The organism is Parvularcula sp. LCG005 (assembly GCF_032930845.1).
In the GTDB taxonomy this organism is placed as follows: Bacteria; Pseudomonadota; Alphaproteobacteria; order Caulobacterales; family Parvularculaceae; genus Parvularcula.
In genome coordinates, this window is the sequence record NZ_CP136758.1 from 1,865,182 (window position 1) to 1,881,635 (window position 16,454).

General features: G+C 60.0%; 15 protein-coding genes. 7 read left to right on the forward strand and 8 right to left on the reverse strand.

Annotated elements, in window-relative coordinates; genetic code table 11:
• The first annotated feature begins 17 nt into the window (after positions 1 to 17).
• Entirely contained in the window at positions 18 to 1,835 is a 1,818-nt protein-coding gene (locus tag RUI03_RS08825) for an aminopeptidase P family protein (protein WP_317287090.1), read from the forward strand.
• On the opposite strand, the gene ligA is transcribed toward RUI03_RS08825, so the two are convergent.
• The 4 genes from ligA to RUI03_RS08845 all read right to left on the reverse strand — a co-directional run bounded on the left by ligA (position 1,832) and on the right by RUI03_RS08845 (position 7,944).
• Positions 1,832 to 3,988, reverse strand: coding sequence for an NAD-dependent DNA ligase LigA (ligA, locus tag RUI03_RS08830; protein WP_317287091.1), 2,157 nt, complete (start codon positions 3,986 to 3,988; stop codon positions 1,832 to 1,834). The genes RUI03_RS08825 and ligA overlap by 4 nt on opposite strands.
• A complete protein-coding gene (gene recN / locus RUI03_RS08835) occupies positions 3,985 to 5,676 on the reverse strand; it encodes a DNA repair protein RecN (protein ID WP_317287092.1) in 1,692 nt (563 codons plus the stop codon). The genes ligA and recN overlap by 4 nt, the downstream gene beginning before the upstream one ends.
• Before the next feature lie 42 nt (positions 5,677 to 5,718).
• Entirely contained in the window at positions 5,719 to 6,252 is a 534-nt protein-coding gene (locus RUI03_RS08840) for a hypothetical protein (protein WP_317287093.1), read from the reverse strand.
• Positions 6,253 to 6,324: 72 nt separating this feature from the next.
• The gene (locus tag RUI03_RS08845; protein WP_317287094.1) at positions 6,325 to 7,944 is read right to left on the reverse strand and encodes a M28 family metallopeptidase; all 1,620 of its coding nucleotides are present in this window, start codon (positions 7,942 to 7,944) and stop codon (positions 6,325 to 6,327) included.
• A 144-nt stretch (positions 7,945 to 8,088) separates the two neighbouring features.
• On the opposite strand from RUI03_RS08845, the gene RUI03_RS08850 reads away from it, so the two are divergent.
• Positions 8,089 to 8,394 (forward strand): hypothetical protein, encoded by a 306-nt coding sequence (locus RUI03_RS08850; RefSeq protein WP_317287095.1) that lies wholly within the window; start codon positions 8,089 to 8,091, stop codon positions 8,392 to 8,394.
• 78 nt (positions 8,395 to 8,472) lie between these two features.
• Positions 8,473 to 9,099 (forward strand): DMT family transporter, encoded by a 627-nt coding sequence (locus RUI03_RS08855; RefSeq protein WP_317287096.1) that lies wholly within the window; start codon positions 8,473 to 8,475, stop codon positions 9,097 to 9,099.
• A gap of 6 nt (positions 9,100 to 9,105) precedes the next feature.
• Here the strand turns inward: RUI03_RS08855 and panD are convergent, their stop codons facing one another.
• On the reverse strand, positions 9,106 to 9,462 hold the full coding sequence (gene panD, locus RUI03_RS08860; protein ID WP_317287097.1) for an aspartate 1-decarboxylase: 357 nt from the start codon (positions 9,460 to 9,462) through the stop codon (positions 9,106 to 9,108).
• 149 nt (positions 9,463 to 9,611) lie between these two features.
• On the opposite strand from panD, the gene RUI03_RS08865 reads away from it, so the two are divergent.
• Positions 9,612 to 10,658, forward strand: coding sequence for a methyltransferase domain-containing protein (locus RUI03_RS08865; protein ID WP_410795936.1), 1,047 nt, complete (start codon positions 9,612 to 9,614; stop codon positions 10,656 to 10,658).
• 9 nt (positions 10,659 to 10,667) lie between these two features.
• On the opposite strand, the gene RUI03_RS08870 is transcribed toward RUI03_RS08865, so the two are convergent.
• From RUI03_RS08870 to RUI03_RS08880, 3 genes are all read right to left on the reverse strand, one after another.
• Positions 10,668 to 11,417: an ABC transporter permease gene (locus RUI03_RS08870; RefSeq protein ID WP_317287099.1), complete on the reverse strand. Its 750-nt coding sequence runs from the start codon at positions 11,415 to 11,417 to the stop codon at positions 10,668 to 10,670.
• On the reverse strand, positions 11,414 to 12,343 hold the full coding sequence (locus tag RUI03_RS08875; RefSeq protein WP_317287100.1) for an ABC transporter ATP-binding protein: 930 nt from the start codon (positions 12,341 to 12,343) through the stop codon (positions 11,414 to 11,416). Before RUI03_RS08875 ends, RUI03_RS08870 begins: the two co-directional genes overlap by 4 nt.
• A gap of 72 nt (positions 12,344 to 12,415) precedes the next feature.
• Complete coding sequence (locus RUI03_RS08880) at positions 12,416 to 13,645, reverse strand: kynureninase (RefSeq protein ID WP_317287101.1); 1,230 nt, start codon at positions 13,643 to 13,645, stop codon at positions 12,416 to 12,418.
• 113 nt (positions 13,646 to 13,758) lie between these two features.
• Here RUI03_RS08880 and RUI03_RS08885 point away from each other — a divergent pair, with 113 nt between their 5' ends.
• From RUI03_RS08885 to RUI03_RS08895, 3 genes are all read left to right on the forward strand, one after another.
• Positions 13,759 to 14,697: an alpha/beta hydrolase gene (locus tag RUI03_RS08885; RefSeq protein WP_317287102.1), complete on the forward strand. Its 939-nt coding sequence runs from the start codon at positions 13,759 to 13,761 to the stop codon at positions 14,695 to 14,697.
• 149 nt (positions 14,698 to 14,846) lie between these two features.
• Positions 14,847 to 15,617 (forward strand): ferredoxin--NADP reductase, encoded by a 771-nt coding sequence (locus tag RUI03_RS08890; RefSeq protein WP_317287103.1) that lies wholly within the window; start codon positions 14,847 to 14,849, stop codon positions 15,615 to 15,617.
• Positions 15,618 to 15,713: 96 nt separating this feature from the next.
• On the forward strand, positions 15,714 to 16,439 hold the full coding sequence (locus tag RUI03_RS08895; protein WP_317287104.1) for a DUF2141 domain-containing protein: 726 nt from the start codon (positions 15,714 to 15,716) through the stop codon (positions 16,437 to 16,439).
• The last annotated feature ends 15 nt before the right edge of the window (positions 16,440 to 16,454 follow it).

Consider the following 16,454-nt stretch of genomic DNA (forward strand, 5'->3'; position numbering starts at 1 on the left):
ACGTCCGTGAGGTCCCCATGTTTCAGACTTTTGAACCCGCTTCCGACAAGACATTTGCCAGTCAGCACCTGCCGCCGCTGCGCAAGGTCCTGAAGGATATGGAACTGGATGGCCTGATCGTTCCCCATGACGACGCCTATCTGAACGAATACCTTCCCCCCTATGCCGAACGGCTGATGTGGGTTTCCGGATTCTCAGGCTCAGCAGGCCTTGGGATCGTACTGGAGGACAAGGCCGCTGTTTTCTCCGATGGGCGTTACCGGATCCAGTTGAAAGACCAGGTCGATACGGAGCTTTTCTCCCTTCACATCACGCCCGAGGAAGATCCGGCCGAATGGCTGTGCGAGAATGTCGGTGGCGGCGGCGTCATTGGGTATGATCCCCTACTGATGTCCAAGGCCGGGCTGGCCTCTTTCGCGGAAGCCGCGAAACGGACAGGCTTTGTGCTGAAAGCGCTGACGGAAAACCCGATCGACGTGGCCTGGGCTGATCAACCTGAACCACCCTGCACCATGGTTGTGCCGCATCCGGACGAATTTTCCGGCGAATCATCTGCGTCCAAACGCAAACGTCTGGGTGAGGCCCTGTCAAAGCGCGGCGCATCAGCGGCCCTGTTGACGGCACCACACTCTGTCGCGTGGCTGTTCAACATTCGCGGCGACGATGTACATGCCAGCCCCCTGCCCCTTGGCCGGGCCATCCTGTTTGCTGATGGGACGGCTCGCCTGTTCCTGCGCCCGGAGAAAGTCGACAAGACGTTGCACCGGCATGTCGGTGATGATGTCATCATCGTTGATGAAGCCGATATCGACGACGAACTGAAGGATCTGGCTCAGGGCGGAGCCTGCGTTCTCGTGGACCCTGCGCTGACCCCGCTTCACTTCGTCGAGGTTCTTTCCGCGAGTGGCGCGTCGATCATAGAGGGCGAAGACCCGTGCGCCCTGCCGCGTGCCATCAAGAACGAGATCGAACTGGCGGGGTCCCGTCAGGCGCATATCCGCGATGGCGCTGCCGTCACCCGTTTTCTCCACTGGCTCGCCCAGACCGCACCAACGGGTACACTGACTGAGATCAGTGCCGCACAGAAGCTTGAAGCCTTCCGGTCGGAAACGAATGCGCTGCGCGATGTCAGTTTCGACACCATTTCGGGCGCGGGGCCGCACGGTGCCATATGTCACTACCGCGTCACGACCAAAACCGACCTCGCCATTGAGCCGGGTACGTTGTATCTCGTCGACTCCGGCGGGCAATATCAGGACGGCACGACCGACATTACACGCACCATTGCGGTCGGCGAGCCGACGCAGGAAATGCGCGATCATTATACGCTGGTGCTGAAGGGCCATATCGCCCTTGCAACGGCGCGCTTCCCCAAGGGGACGTCGGGTCACCAGCTGGATGTGCTGGCGCGTCTGCCGCTGTGGGAGGCTGGTCTTGATTACGACCACGGTACCGGTCATGGCGTCGGCAGCTATCTGGGCGTCCATGAAGGTCCCCAGAACATCTCGAAGAAACCGATCCGTCAGGCCCTGATGCCCGGCATGATCTGCTCAAACGAGCCGGGCTATTACAAGACCGACGCCTACGGCATTCGCATTGAAAACCTCATCATCGTCACCAAGCCAGCGCCAATTGACGGCGGCGAACGCGAGATGATGGGTTTTGAAACGATCACGATGGCGCCGCTGGAACGTGAATTGATCAACAAGGACCTGCTGACAGACGCCGAACTGGCATGGGTCAATAATTACCACGCCCAGGTGCGTGAGGCGCTGACGTCACTCCTGCCAGACGAAACCGCCGCCTGGCTGCAGCAGCGGACGGCAGCGATCTAACCGTTAATGAGGGCGAGCCATTCGCCCTCAGTCATCGTCTGCACACCGAGCGATTCCGCCTTGGTCAGCTTTGACCCCGCGCCGGGACCGGCAATCAGAATGTCGGTCTTGGCGGAGACGGCACTGGCAACCTTGGCCCCAAGGCTGGTGGCCCTCGCCTTCGCCTCATCGCGCGTCATTTCCTCGAGCTTGCCCGTGAAGACGACCGTCTTGCCGGACACAGGACTTGAGGACGCCACCTTCTCAACCGGCGGAGGCGTGACTTGTGCCATCAGGTGCTCGACAGCAGACACGTTCCTCGGTTCACGGAAAAAGTCGGCCAGTGCATCGGCGACCGTCTCGCCGATACCGTCAATACTGATCAGTTCGCGACGCTCCTCTTCATCACCATCAGCAAGCTTGCGTCCGGCTTCGACGAAGCGTTCAAAGCTCTCAAATCGCTGCGCGAGCAGACGACCGGTCACCTCGCCCACATGGCGGATGCCAAGGCCAAACAGGACGCGCGGCAGCGGTCGCGTGCGCGCATCCTCAATAGCGGCGAAAAGGTTTTCCAGTGACTTTGCATTGGTGACGTCATCCGTCCACACCGCGTGCGGTCTCGACTTCGTTGGCGCGAGACGTTTGTAGGACTGCAGGTCCGACGTCCCGATTGTCTTATTGTCTTTCAGGCGCTCTTGCAGGGTAAATATATCCGCCGGCTCGCGCACGAGATGGCGACCAAACAGATCCCTGATCTGGCGCTCGCCGAGGCCATCAATATCCATGGCCTTGCGCGATATGAAGTGATTGAGGTGCTCAATCCCCTGAGCCGGACAGACGAGGCCGCCGGTACATCTTCGCACCACATCGCGTTCTCCGGTCCGCGGATTTTCCTCCCGCACCGCGCGCGATCCGCACACCGGACAGTGGTCGGGAAAGACATAGGCGGAAGTGCCTTTCGGCCGCTTCTCGGTCACGACCCGGACGATCTGGGGGATCACGTCGCCAGCGCGCTGGATGACGACCGTGTCACCCTCGCGCGCATCCAGCCGCTCAATCTCGTCCTGATTATGCAGCGTGGCGTTGGAGACCACGACGCCGCCGACCGTCACCGGCCGCAGCCGCGCGGTCGGTGTCAGCGCACCCGTCCGCCCGACCTGAATATCGATCCGCTCAAGGATGGTCTGGGCCTGCTCAGCTGAGAATTTATGGGCTATCGCCCACCGCGGAAAGCGCGTGACAAAGCCCAGGCGCTGTTGCCAGTCCAGTCGGTCAACCTTGTAGACGACGCCGTCAATATCATAGTCGAGGGTCGCGCGTTGTTCTTCGATCGACCTGTAGTGCGCGATCGTCTCGGCCGTTGTCAAAGTACGCGCCATCAGCGGATTGATCTCAAACCCCAGCGTGCCCAAACGCTCAACCGCACCAAACTGGGTATCTGCGAGCGGGGCGCTGATCTCCCCCCAACTATAGGCAAAGAATTTCAATGGCCGAGAGGCCGTGACCGAAGGATCCTTCTGCCTGAGCGCGCCAGCCGCCGCATTGCGCGGGTTGGCAAAAATCTTCTTGCCCTCAGCGGCAAGCGCCTCGTTCATGGCCGCGAAATCGGCCTTGCCCAGATAGACCTCGCCCCGAACTTCCAGAATATCAGGTACGCTGTCGAGCTGGTGCGGTACATTCTTCAGGGTCAGGACGTTCTGGGTGATGTCCTCACCCACCGCGCCGTCCCCACGCGTGGTCGCAAGGACCAGCTGGCCGTGTTCATAGCGGATATTCGCTGAGAGGCCATCAATCTTGGGCTCCGCTGTCAGCGCAATTTCCTCATCGCCCTCCAAGCCCAAGAACCGCCGTATACGGTCGTAGAATTCCGTGACATCGTCATCGTTGAAGGCGTTGTCCAAGGACAGCATCGGCACCGCGTGACGGACTTTGGCAAACCGGCCAGAGGGCGCGGCGCCCAGCTTTTCCGATGGGCTGTCACTACGCTTCAGCGCAGGAAAGCGCTCTTCAATCGCAAGATTGCGCCGTCGCAAGACATCATAGTCCGCGTCCGTCATGACCGGATCGTCGTTTTCGTAATAGGCGCGATCGGCAAGCGCCATCTGATCAGCAATGCGCTGCAGCTCAGACCGAGCTTCAGCCTCGGTCAGGTCATCCACGGCGGTCTCGCTCATGCTGCGGACCGGTCCGCTTCGGTATGGGCTGACGCCAGGAGTTTGCGTGCAGCGGCACGGGCTTCATCGGTGACTTCAGCGCCGGACAGCATGCGGGCGATCTCCTCAATTCGTTCATCCTGTTTAAGGGGACGGACGGCTGTGAGAAGCGCTTTCTTGCCGGATTTTTCCACTTTCCAATGCGCCTGTCCGCGGGCTGCGACCTGCGGGCTGTGGGTTACCACGAGCACCTGGCTGCCCTCTGCAATACGCGCCAGCCGCTCTCCGACCGCATCGGCGACGGCACCGCCAACGCCCGAATCGACCTCGTCGAAGATGATGACGGTCCGCCCTTCCTTGGCCACCAGCACAGCCTTCAGGGCAAGGACGAAGCGTGAGAGTTCACCGCCCGAAGCAATCGCGCTCAACGGCCCCAGGGGTGTGCCTGGATTGGTGGAAATGAGGAACCGCACCTTGTCGACACCGTGGGCGCCGGGTTCAGTCTCAGACACGTCGGCCTTGAAGACGGCATGACCAAGCTTCAGCGGCGCGAGCTCTTTCTTCACGGCCGCGCTGAGCGACTTGGCCGCTTTGGTGCGCTTGGCCGACAGCGCGGTGGCCAGTTTGTCGAATTGCGCTCGTGCCTCGCCAATTTTCTTGTTGAGGGCAGCGAAATCCGCATCGCCCCGGTCGAGCTTTTCAAGCGCTGCTTCGACTTCTTCCCGATACGACGCCAGCCGATCCGGCAGTCGAGAAAACTTCCGCCCCGCCGCGCGCAGAGCAAAAAGACGCTCCTCGACGACATTCAGTTCTTCAGGGTTCTGAACAAAAGCGTCGGCTGCGGCAACAACGGCGGCGCGTGCACCGGCAAATTCTTCCATTGCGGCATCAAGGCGCGCCACGGCTTCGGTCAGCGGTGCCGCATCGGCATCGGGCAACCGGCTTGCCGCGCGCTCGATCTGCGCTGCAGCAGTCGACAGCCGTCGGCCCGAGCCATCATCTTCCAACACGTCCAAGGCATCTCGCAGATCACCTGCCACCTTTTCTGCAGCCATCAGAACGGCGCGGCGTTCGGCGAGTTCTTCTTCTTCACCGGCCACGGGGTTCAGCCGGGCAAGCTCTTCCGAGACATGGCGCAGATAGTCCGCCTCCCGCAGGGCCTGGTCGCGATCTCGCGCCTGCTGCGCGGCATCTTCTTCCAGTGCCTGTACGAAAGACCACGCACGCGCCACAGCCGCGCTGTCGTCAGTCAGATCTGCAAACTGATCGAGCAGGTCGCGATGAACTGCCGCGTTCAGAAACCCCAGGCTCTGATGCTGGCCATGGATTTCAATCAACGCTTCGCCCACCTCCCGCAACAAGGCGATGCTGCAGGCCTGATCATTGATGAAAGCGCGGGATTTTCCGTCCGCCATCTGGATCCGGCGAAGGGTCACGGTGTCGTCTTCAGTCGACAGTCCGTTGTTCTCTAGCAGCGCCCAGACAGGATGATCCGCATCCGCATCAAAAGTTGCGGCAACGATGCCCTTCTCTGCACCATGTCGGACGAGCCCCTTGTCCGCCTTAGCACCTGTGGCAAGGCTGAGACTGTCGAGCAGGATGGATTTGCCCGCCCCAGTCTCACCGGTCAACGCCGTGAGGCCACCGCCGACATGCAGATGCAGTCGGTCAATAAGAACAATATCCTGAATGGCGAGGTCGCAAAGCATCGGGGCCTCATTTCGGCCGAAACGGAGAACAGGTCAAGAACATTACTCTATCAAACCTGTTTCTGCGGGGCTTAAAAAGAGTTTATCGATGACTTCATCCATCGAATTCAAAGTTTCAAATTTTGATTTCGAAATGCGCCTGTGCGCTGATCGTTCCGCTTTATGGCCGGTACTGTCCGCCTTTGTATGGCGCGCCGTCCGGTCTCCGAGGTCGGGCAGTTTCTCACCTACGCCACCGCCGAAAAAGAGAAACGGCCCAAGTGTCATCGTCACAGCTTCGAACAGGATCCACAGCACACAGCCAGAAGGTTTGGCGGACAGTGCTGTACTTATGGTCACCGCTGACGCCCTTCCCGACCGGATACGGCTTTTCAGCTGAATGTGACGAAGAACACCGCCGACTTCCACCACAACATCATAGCCAGCCGCATCGACCTCAGCCTTTAGAACTTCCGCATCATAAATTCTGCGCAGCCAAAGCGCGCGAAGAAGTTCGGCGAGGAAAAGGTGCTCGATCAGCTGCTCACGGCGACTGCTATAAAGAAAGTGTGCTGATCGGTCAAAACTGACGTCCATGAAAAAACCTCGCCCGGAAAAGGCGAGGTTTTCACAGTTCAGAGCGAAAAAACAGACTTTCCGCTGGAGAGATTACATCCCCGACTTCGGCGCGAAAGTATCGCCGAAGAAGTCGCCCTCGTTCCAAGTGGGGCGTTCATCTGCATCCGCCAGCGCCTTGGCGATTCGGAAGTTCAGTTCAGCAAACTTGGCGCCCACGTCATAGAGGATGCCGGCTTCGCCTTGCGTCGGCTCGTCGCCTGGACGGTGGTAGTTGTTCTGGAGGAACCAGGTGAACTTCTCCTGACCGCCATTTTCCCAGCCGGGGAACAGGAAGATCGACGGCACGCCAGCCTTCACGAAGTTATAGTGGTCCGAGCGAACGAACAGTACCATGTCCGGCACAGGATCAGGCGAGAGCTTCACGCCCATGGTCGCCCCTGCATCGGCGGCGATCTGACGGATCGAGGAGTGCTCCGCACCAAACGCGATGGCGTCGGTGAAATCATAGAGCAGGATCGGCATGTCGAGGTTCACGTTGGCGACCATTGACGATGCTGGCACCGTCGGATTCCGCGCGAAATACTCAGACCCCAGAAGACCTTTCTCTTCCGCCGTCAGCGCGACGAAAAGAACTGACCGCCTCGGTGCATTGCCCGCCATCTTAAACTTGCGGGCCTCTTCCAGCAGCGTCGACACGCCCGTGGCGTTGTCCATCGCACCGTTATTGATGAGGTCCTTGTCCTTCTCGACAGACTTCAGCATGCCGATGTGATCAAGGTGCGCGGTCAGAACGATATACTCATCGGCCAGCGCCGGATCCGAGCCCTTGATGACTCCGACCACGTTGGGGGCCGTGTAATCATCAAACGTCGTCTTCGATGTCAGGCGAGCCGTTACGCCGAGCGGCCGCGCGGTCATCGTTTCACTGAAGATTTCGTCGACACCCAGTCCGGCAGCTTCGAGCAGTTTCTCCGTCCCGGCCTTGCTGAGCAACGTGTAGATGTCAACTTTGCCTGACTGGCCTTCAGGATAGGCCACCATTTCGTCCGGGCGGCTGACGTAAGACACCATTTGCGCCTTACCCTGATCATCCTCAGCGCGGTCTTCAGAGATCCCGAGAACACCGATGGCACCCATTTGCTGGGCAATGGCCATCTTCGTGCTGCCGCTCTGGAAGTGCGCGCGTTCTTCAGAGGGAAGTCCATCTGGCACGCCGGAGGCGATGGCAACAATCTTGCCGCGCACATCGACGCCCGCATAATCATCAATACCGAATTTCGGCGCGACCAGACCATGGCCGACAAAGACAACTTCGCCCGTCACGTCGACGGATTCCATCGTTGGCGATGCGGTCGTGAAATAGTCCTGATAGAGGACCATGTCTTCACCATTAATGGTCAGACCCGCCCCATCGGGCACCATGGTGGCGCGGCGCAGGGGCACCTGCTGCAGATAGCCCTCATCACCGGCTGGCTTCACGCCGATCTCGGCGAATGACTTGCTCACATATTCGACGGCCTTGAGGTAACCGCGCGTCCCGGCTTCGCGCCCTTCATAGGCGTCGCTCGCCAGGGTGGTCAGGTCTTTTTCAAAGCGGGCAGCGGATTCCGCCTGTCCTTCGGGCCAGACCGGCACCGTGTCAGTGGTCGCGCAAGCCGATGCCAGCAGGAGGCCGGACAGAGCCGCAACGGGCATTTTCCATATCATCATCAATATGCCTTTTATCGAATTTCGGTAAGTTACTATCGACTGAAACCGTCCAAATGGCAAGGCAGAGGGTCCTAACGATCCTTCACCTGGGCAATGAACGGGTACATAGCGGAAGCTCCCTGCGTAACGCTCTGAAGGCCCTTCATGTCCGCGCCTCCTGATGATGCCGTCCCCCCACCGCGCCCCGATGCGGAGGCCGCCGCGACTGGCGGTCACACGCCGACAGGCGAAGGGCGCACCTTCACGGCAGATCGCGTCGGTATCGCCATGGCGGTCATCGGCGCCGTCCTGTTCTCGGCCAAGGGACTGCTTGCGAAGTTTGCCTATGATGATGGGATGTCGCCGATCGCGCTCATCTCCTTCCGAATGCTGATGGCCCTGCCCTTCTTCATCGTCGTGGGATATGGCGGATGGAAAAAGCGGCGGCCGACAATCCTGACCGCCGACTAGATCCGTCTGATCATTTGCGGGGTCATCGGTTATTATCTCGCCGCATGGCTGAGTTTCTACGGCCTGACCTATATCTCTGTGCAGCTCGAACGGCTGATCCTGTTCAGCTATCCCGTGCTGGTGGTGATGGCGACGGCCGTCATGGCGCGACGAGCGCCTGAACCCGTCATTCTGGCTGCAGCCGGCATCACCTATCTTGGGATCCTGATGGTTTTCGGACATGATTTCAGCGCCGCCGCCCCCGGCCGGGCATCGGCCGACATCCTGTACGGCTCGCTGCTCGTCTTTCTGTCGGCGACGACTTTTGCGACCTATGTCATCATCTCGAAACCGCTGATCGCAAAAATGGGCAGCCGGTTTTTCACCGCTGCGGCCATGTCGGTGTCGAGCCTTGCGGTTGCCACTCACGCCGGCGGTGCCGCGCTGCTCGGCGATGGCGGAGCGGGCTTTGTCACCACACCGACCGCCATGATCGCCGTGTTCGGCATCGCGACGATTGGGACGGTTCTGCCTGCTTTTCTGGTGAACGAGGCGCTCGGTCGCCTCGGCCCATCACGGGCCGCTATTCTGGGTACAGCGGGGCCGGTGGCAACAAGCCTTCTCGCCGTACCGATTCTCGGTGAGCCTTTTTCCGTCTATCATCTGGCGGCGCTCGTATGTTGCGCCATTGGCGTCACACTGGTCGCCCGCCAGAAACAGCGCTGACAGGGGTCAGATGATCTTCTGGATGGTGTTGTCGTCGTTCATGAGGACAACAGTCGGCTTGTAATTCCGGGCCTCTGCGGCATCAACCATGCCGAACGTGGCGATGATGACCTTATCCCCCGCATGCGCCAGCCGGGCCGCAGCACCGTTCAGCATGAACTGACCAGAGCCGCGCTCTCCCTCGATCGCGTAGGTCGCAAGGCGCTGACCGTTCGTCACGTTCCAGACGTCCACATGCTCGAAAGGCAGAATCCCTGCAGCGTCGAGCAGATCAGCATCAATGGCGATCGACCCTTCGTAATGAAGGTCGGTCATGGTCAGTGTCGCGCCATGGAGCTTGGACTTGAGCATTTTCAGTTGCATTGCGTAACCTTCTGTCGCGCAGGACAGATATAAGAACGTGACGGGGGGCCGTGAAGGCCTGAACGGGACTTTTTCTCAAAAACAGCAAAAGCCCGTCACTGATGCGTGTTAGACCCCAGGACATTACGAATATCAAGACCGGAGACACCATGAACCAACAGATCGTCAGCGAATATTACGGCAAGACATTGCAGGGGTCTGAAGACCTCAAGACCGATGCGTGCTGCACGACTGAGGACATTCCCCGCTGGCACAAGGCCATATTGAGCGACATCCACGACGAAGTGATGGCAAAATATTATGGCTGCGGGCTGATCGCCCCCCTCAAGCTTACGGGCGCGCGCGTGCTCGACCTTGGCTCGGGCTCAGGGCGGGATGTCTACGCCCTGGCGCAGATGGTCGGCCCTGAGGGCCATGTCGTCGGTGTCGACATGACCGACGAGCAGCTGGACGTCGCACGCCGCCATCAGGCCTGGCACGCCGAGAAGTTCGGCTTTGCCAATGTCTCATTCGAAAAAGGCACGCTTGAGGAACTCGACCAGATCGGCCTCGAACCTGCCTCCTTTGACGTCATCGTCTCCAACTGCGTGATCAATCTCTGCACGGACAAGCCTGCGGTTCTGCGGCACGTCAAATCCCTGCTCAAGCCCGGCGGCGAGTTCTATTTTTCCGATGTCTACGCCGATCGCCGCCTGCCGGAATCGGTCGTCAGCGACCCTGTGCTGTATGGCGAATGCCTTGGCGGCGCGCTGTACTGGAACGATTTCATCAACATGTCGAAAGGCGCAGGTTTTGCTGACCCCCGCCTCGTCACCGCCCGCCCGCTGACGATTGAGAACGAAATCCTCAAGGAGAAACTGGGACAGTCACGCTTCTGGTCCGCCACCTACAGGCTGTTCAATCTCGACGGTCTGGAGCCTGCCTGTGAAGATTATGGACAGGCCGTGATCTACAAGGGCACGGTGGAACACGCGCCGGATGCGTTTATTCTTGACGGTCACCATGTCATTGAAAAGGGAAAGGTTTTTCCTGTCTGCGGGAACACATGGCGGATGCTGGCCGAAACGCGGTTTGCGGAGCATTTCTCTTTCATCGGCGATATGACGACTCATTACGGTATCTTCGAAGGCTGCGGAACAAACGTGCCTTTCGAGGATGACAGCGCCGGGGTCACATCCGCCGGTGCCTGCTGCTAGGTCATCAGCCTAGCGCGCAGGCCGCCAGCGGAAGAATAGGATGGCGAGGATGGCCGCGCCGGCTGTCCACGCCAGCAAAATCTGCGCGTCGAGCAGGCGCACGTCTCCACCCGTCAAGGCGCCCACAGCCAACTGCCCCAACGGGCGAAATGGCAGCGCCCCCGTGATCGCAACCAGCCAACCCGGACTGTTCTGTACGGGGAAGAAAATATTCGACGCGAAGAGCAGCGGGAAGGAAATGGCGTTCAGGATGGCCGGTGCCGCCTGCGCGTTTGGCACCATGTTCACGACCGCCAGTCCGAGCGCGGAAAAACACGCCGCGCCGAGCACGATCACACCGAAAAACAGGATCAGCGATATGGCATCCGGCACCACCCCGAACACCAATCCACCGATCAGCAGGCAGACGAGAACAGTAGCCAATCCGACGATGATCGAAAACAGGATGCGGGCAGCCACATAGGCAGAGATCGGCGTGGGCGTTGACCGTTGCCGTTTCAACCGTCCCTGATCGCGGTCAAATGCCAGCGTGATCGCCAGGCCGGTGAAGCAGACGGAAATAATTGCGAATGCTGACATGGACGCGACATAGAATTTCAGGATGCCGTCGCCCGGCTGCATTTTGCCAAAGAACATCCCATTGAACAGAAGCAGGATGACGGGAAAGCCGATCCCGAAAAAAGCGGCACTGGGATTGCGGAAATAGGAAAGAGCCGCGAACCGCAAATGATGCGCGGTGACCGAAAACCATGAACTCATGACGGGCTTCCTTCCGCTTCCGCTGATTTGATGAGAGACAGATAGATATCTTCGAGGCTGGGGCGGATGATTTCGAGGTCCGCTATTTCCATCCCATTGGCGACCGACCAGCCGGTCAGTTCATTCGCGACACGGATAACCCGCTCGTTCGGCACCACCAGCGTGTAGGCATTATCATGATGTGTGGTCACAAAACCGCTGATCGATGAGGGCAATGTTGCGCTGTCACCGTTGAGAGAAAACCGGATCGTCGCGTCTTTCGCGACAGCCCGACGCAGCGCCGCAGGCGTCCCTTCAGAAATGATCCGTCCAGAGACGATGACGGCAATCCGGTTCGCCAGATTCTGGGCTTCGTCCATATAGTGCGTGGTCAGAATGACCGTCAGCCCGGCCTCATTGAGAGTGCGGATCAAAGCCCATGCTTGCCGCCGGGCATCTGGATCAAACCCGGTCGTCGGTTCATCCAGGAAAAGAAGGTCAGGATTACCGACCAGAGCCAGGGCCACATCCAGGCGACGGCGCTGCCCGCCCGAGAGCTTGCCGGTCCGCACATTGGCCTTGGCGGCAAGTCCGACGAGAGTGATGAGTTCATCAACGGGCCGTGGGTCCGGATACGTTCCATGGGCCATCTGGACCATTTCCCGGACCGTCAAATGGGGGTCGGCCACCGATTCCTGGGGAACAATGCCGATCCGCTGCCGCAGAGCCACCTCCCCCTTTGCGGGATCATGGCCCAGCACCCGCACGGTCCCGGAATCGGCCCGCAGGAAGCCCTCAAGGATCTCGATCGTCGTCGTTTTACCGGCCCCGTTCGGGCCGAGCAGCGCGAAAATCTCGCCGCGCCGAATGGTGAGGTCAATGCCGTCAACGGCCATCAATGGGCCATAGCGCTTCACCAGCCCCTTAATCTCAATCGCGTCATCCACTGAGCCGCCTCCCGTCTGTTTTTCAAACTAAGTTGAAAATCAGATCTGTGCAAGGGCCCCTTTGTGATTCCGTCAGGTCACCTTCTGGCGATGCTTGAACTCTGGTCGGTCCCACAACCGATTGTCGAGGATATTCTGAAGTCGATCCATCATGTCCCACACCTCCGTATGGCTGATGAACAGCGGTGAGAAACCGAAGCGAATCGTCGTCGGTGTGCGGAAATCCGCGAGGATGCCATCTGCTGCCAGAGCCTGCACCACCGCATAGCCGTCGGGATGAGACAGGCTTACATGCCCGCCCCGGTCTGCCGGATCGGCCGGGCATTGGATCTGAAGACCCATGGCCTCCGCCCGCGAAACGCACAGGGCGCCCAGCGCCATGGCTTTGTGTCGTAGATCGCCGAGCGATACGCCGTCGAAAGCATCCAGCGCCCCATCCAGCGCGGCCAGGGAAAGGATGTTGGGCGTGCCCGCGACGAACCGGGCGACACCTTCAGCCGGTTCGTACTCAGCGGCAAAAGCAAAGGGTTCAGCGTGTCCCAGCCAGCCCGGCAGCGGCGTGCGCAGCCTGTCGGCCACATCCTCTCTCGCGTAAAGAAACGATGGCGCACCGGGCCCGCCGTTGAGATATTTGTACGTACACCCCACCGCAAATCGGGCACCGGCATTATTCAGGGCCAGGTCCATGACCCCCGTCGCGTGGCTGAGGTCCCAGATGATCACACCGCCCGAAGCCGCAACAACCGCTTCGTCCGCCGTCATATCGGCGACCAGTCCGTCCCGGAAATGCACAGCGCTTTTCAGGACCACACCGCCCTTGGCCAGCACCGCCGGCTCATCCTTCCGGCGATAGATGTCGACCGGAATATCGAGATGCTCGGCCATGCCCTTGGCGATATAGCGGTCGGTGGGGAATTCATCCTCACACACTGCAATGGAGCGATGTCCAGCCAACGGCAGGGTGGACACCGCCAGCTTGAACAGGTTCACGGTGACGCTGTCGCAAACCACGACCTCATGGCTCCGCGCTCCGATCAGCTCTGCCAGACGCGCGCCCACGCGGGCCGGCAGGTCAATCCATCCCGCACTGTTCCACGACCGGACGAGACCATCGGCCCAGTCCCGCGCCGCCGCATCCTGCACCCGCTGCAAGGCGCTGTGAGCGGCAGGGCCGAGCGAATGGCCAACCAGATACGTCACATCCGGTGGCAAGGCGAAGAGGTCGCGGCGGGATGCCAGAGGATCCGCCCGGTCAAGAAGGACGGCGTCTTCGCGGCTTTCGGGCAATTGAATCGGGCTCATGCCCTGTCCTGCAATAGAGCGGGCCTGCGGACCAGCCCTTTCATCCCAACAGGTGACGATGACACAGGCGGCGCGGCGCGATAGGCTTGAGACAACAATACGGGATGATGTTCATGCGTGCCTTTGTGCTTCTGCCTCTTTTTGGCCTGTGGGCCTGTACCAGCGCACCACCGCCGACATCGGTCGCGCCGCCTGAGGCAGCGTCGGCATCAGCCACTACGCCTCTGATGAGCTGGGGGGACCTGACCTCCCGCCCCCTGCCGCAGCCAACCGAAACGCTACGCTATGCCGAGGGCGACCACGGCGTCATTGACGTCTGGCTGCCTGAGGGCGACGGCCCTCACCGGCTTGTCGTGATGATCCACGGGGGCTGCTGGCAGAAAGCGATCGCCGACCGCACCTTGATGAACTACGCAGCCGAAGATCTGCGCCAGGCCGGCTTCGCCGTCTGGAACATTGAATATCGCGGTGTGGACGAGGATGGCGGCGGCTATACTGGCACCTATGAAGACGTCGCGGCAGCCGTAGACGCCGTCCGGGATGCACCAGCAGAATGGTCACTCGACACATCTAGCGTCATGGCCATTGGCCATTCTGCCGGTGGCCATCTGGCCGTCTGGGCCGCCTCCCGCTCGCGCCTGCCGCAGACAAGTCCGTTATGGTCCGCCGATCCGTTGCCAATCGGGGCTGTGCTGAATTCCGGCGGGCTCGTGGATCTCGAAGCTTCAGCCCCCGTCACGCTGCCAAGCTGCCTTGCAGACGTCATGGACAGCCTGACCGGCCCAGCGACGCCTGAGCGCCCCGACGTTTTCAGTGATACCTCGCCGGCGACCTTCCTGCCGCCGCCGGCGACGATCGTCAGTGTGAACGGCGAGCGGGACCGAATCGCGCCGCCTGAACTGGGGATCGCGCTGACCGAAGCCATCAATGCCAGTGGCGGCGAGGCCCGCTATGTGGAGATTGCCGGAGAAGGCCACGTTGAACTGATAGCCCCCGGCACCGATGCATTCACCCAGCAGACAGCGATCCTTATATCGCTCCTCGACCAATAACGCCGCCAAGCTGCGGCGAACTGGCCTTGAAGCTATTCTCACCAGCCTTTGAGCGCTGAACGGGTTGATCGCGACAGGCACCCTATCCATAACCCGCTTTCAACGCTCAATAGCGCGCGATCCGCGCGGCCCGCCAACAGGAAATACGCATGTCTGCTTTCACGACAGAAAAGGTCATTTCGGTCGATCACTACACGGACCGGCTGTTCCGGTTCCGCACCACACGGCCCCAGTCGCTTCGGTTTCGGTCGGGCGAGTTCGTGATGATTGGCCTTGCAGGTGAAGCCAAGCCGATTTTGCGCGCTTACTCCATCGCCAGCCCATCCTGGGATGAAGAGCTCGAGTTTTTCTCGATCAAGGTGGAGGATGGCCCCCTCACCTCCAAGCTGCAGAAGATCCAACCGGGCGATGAGCTTCTGATCGGCAAGAAGCCGACCGGCACACTGGTGCTTGACGCCCTGACCCCCGGCAAGCGGCTCTACATGTTCTCGACCGGCACCGGTTTTGCCCCCTTCGCGAGCCTCGTGCGGGAACCCGAGACCTATGAAAAATTCGACGAGGTCATCGTGACCCACACCTGCCGTCAGTGTGCTGAGCTGCAATATTCCATGGATATTGTCGCCAGCCTGCCGGACGACCCTCTTGTCGGCGAAGAAGCACCGTCCAAACTGCGCTATGTCTCTTCCTGTACTCGCGAAGAGCATCCGCTGAAGGGACGCATCACGGCGCTGATCGACAATGGCGGCCTGTTCGAGCATCTGGGCGTGCCCAAGCTGAACCCGGAAACTGACCGCGTGATGATCTGTGGTTCGATGGAAATGATCCAAGATACCAAGCAGCGCTGTATCGATGCCGGCATGACGGAGGGCTCCAACGCCCAACCAGCCCAGTTTGTCGTCGAGAAATCATTCGTCGGCTGATCGTGAATTCCGCGTAACGCGTGTGGCCATTTTGGGGCACGCGGAACGCCTTTCATTCTTAACCATTAGGTTGGCATGGAATGAAAGGAGTTCATCATGAACAAGTATCTCGGTACCGCTGCTGCTGCCGCTCTTCTGTTGGGTGCAGCTGCCTGCTCTGACGACAGTACACAAACCACTGCCCAAAACGACGCCTATGACGCAACTGAAACGGCACAAAATTCGCCAGTAAGCGCGGATGAAATGGCCGTTGAGGACGATCAATATGGCGATACCGCCGCAACGTCGCCAACGATGGGCCAGAGCCGGATGGCAACAAACGAAACAGCACGCACAGGTGCTGCTTTCGATCAGTCAGAAAACGCGGCTAACCGCCAGCGTGCGGGCATGGACACCGCATCCCTGTCTGACGACATGCAGCAGGACGTCGCCAGCGTGACGTTGAACGTGTCCGGCGTTGAGGAAGATGGCGGCATGCTCGTCGCAACGCTCGAACCGCAGTCTGGCGCTGAAGACATGTACAATCAGAATTCGGCAACCATGAGCAATGACGATATGGCAACGCCCTATACCGTCGAGGCGCAAGCTGATGGCGATGAGGTGGAACTGAAACTCGATAACGTCCGCCCCGGCACTTATCTGGTTTCGGTCTTCCAGGACCGCGATGGCAATGGCGAAATCACCGTTGACGACCGCGGCCCTACAGAAGCCTGGGGGACCGCTGATACCGGCGCTGCCCAGTCAGAAGAATACGAGCCGCAAATGATCACCGTGGCCAGGGATGGCAATGTGACAAACGTCACGCTCAAACAGTCCTCCTAATATCAGAACAGCCCC

What these genes read in the sequence shown, in the direction of transcription:
- RUI03_RS08825 (WP_317287090.1), top strand. Translation starts at nt 18, where the DNA reads ATGTTTCAGACTTTTGAACCCGCTTCCGACAAGACATTTGCCAGTCAG.
- ligA (WP_317287091.1), bottom strand. Translation starts at nt 3,988, where the DNA reads ATGAGCGAGACCGCCGTGGATGACCTGACCGAGGCTGAAGCTCGGTCT.
- recN (WP_317287092.1), bottom strand. Translation starts at nt 5,676, where the DNA reads ATGCTTTGCGACCTCGCCATTCAGGATATTGTTCTTATTGACCGACTG.
- RUI03_RS08840 (WP_317287093.1), bottom strand. Translation starts at nt 6,252, where the DNA reads ATGGACGTCAGTTTTGACCGATCAGCACACTTTCTTTATAGCAGTCGC.
- RUI03_RS08845 (WP_317287094.1), bottom strand. Translation starts at nt 7,944, where the DNA reads ATGATGATATGGAAAATGCCCGTTGCGGCTCTGTCCGGCCTCCTGCTG.
- RUI03_RS08850 (WP_317287095.1), top strand. Translation starts at nt 8,089, where the DNA reads ATGTCCGCGCCTCCTGATGATGCCGTCCCCCCACCGCGCCCCGATGCG.
- panD (WP_317287097.1), bottom strand. Translation starts at nt 9,462, where the DNA reads ATGCAACTGAAAATGCTCAAGTCCAAGCTCCATGGCGCGACACTGACC.
- RUI03_RS08865 (WP_410795936.1), top strand. Translation starts at nt 9,612, where the DNA reads ATGAACCAACAGATCGTCAGCGAATATTACGGCAAGACATTGCAGGGG.
- RUI03_RS08870 (WP_317287099.1), bottom strand. Translation starts at nt 11,417, where the DNA reads ATGAGTTCATGGTTTTCGGTCACCGCGCATCATTTGCGGTTCGCGGCT.
- RUI03_RS08880 (WP_317287101.1), bottom strand. Translation starts at nt 13,645, where the DNA reads ATGAGCCCGATTCAATTGCCCGAAAGCCGCGAAGACGCCGTCCTTCTT.
- RUI03_RS08885 (WP_317287102.1), top strand. Translation starts at nt 13,759, where the DNA reads ATGCGTGCCTTTGTGCTTCTGCCTCTTTTTGGCCTGTGGGCCTGTACC.
- RUI03_RS08890 (WP_317287103.1), top strand. Translation starts at nt 14,847, where the DNA reads ATGTCTGCTTTCACGACAGAAAAGGTCATTTCGGTCGATCACTACACG.
- RUI03_RS08895 (WP_317287104.1), top strand. Translation starts at nt 15,714, where the DNA reads ATGAACAAGTATCTCGGTACCGCTGCTGCTGCCGCTCTTCTGTTGGGT.